2 protein-coding genes are annotated in these 508 nt (G+C 41.3%); both read left to right on the top strand.

The window, feature by feature from the left end; all coding sequences use genetic code 11:
• A partial coding sequence (locus tag B806_RS0107545; protein ID WP_017402810.1) for a TolC family protein occupies positions 1 to 351 on the top strand: 351 nt, incomplete at its 5' end.
• On the top strand, positions 348 to 508 hold a 161-nt coding region (locus B806_RS20050), incomplete at its 3' end, for a hypothetical protein (protein ID WP_165382256.1). The genes B806_RS0107545 and B806_RS20050, both read left to right, overlap by 4 nt.

The following is a 508-nucleotide window of genomic DNA, read 5'->3' as shown; positions in this document are numbered from 1 at the left end:
GAAGCCGCTAAATCTAAAGTGAATTCTGTGTATCTGGATGTGCTCGATCAGATCAGAACCAGCCGTGAGCAAATTGAAAATAAACAACGTCAAATGCAGGTTTTAGCCAACCGCCAAGCGACAACAGTTCGTACACGCGAACTTTATCAAGAGCAGTACAAACTCGGTACCCGTTCATTGGTTGACTTACTGAATGCTGAACAAGCGATTCATAGCGCCAATTCAGAACTTGAAACTGCACGTTATGACATCTACAGCAGTATTGTTCAGTACATTGCAGCAACAGGACGTTCCCGCCAAGCTTATGACTTAAATAATATTTCAATTCAGGGGTTCGAAGTACAACCATGATGACAAAAATAAATTACCAGCCCTGGTTACAGGCGGTCTTAACGATTGCTAAACATTATAGAATTGAGCCTTCAGAAGAAAGAATTCGTTTACAACTTGACTGGAACCAAAATCAAAACCTTGATGATGTTTTGCAGTTAATGACCCGTCAGGTTGG

The sequence above is a fragment of the Acinetobacter sp. TG2027 genome (genome assembly GCF_000302435.1).
GTDB classification, from domain to species: Bacteria; Pseudomonadota; Gammaproteobacteria; order Pseudomonadales; family Moraxellaceae; genus Acinetobacter; species Acinetobacter pittii.
Note: the sequence above shows the minus strand (reverse complement) of the source record. Positions and strands in the feature narration are given on the sequence as shown.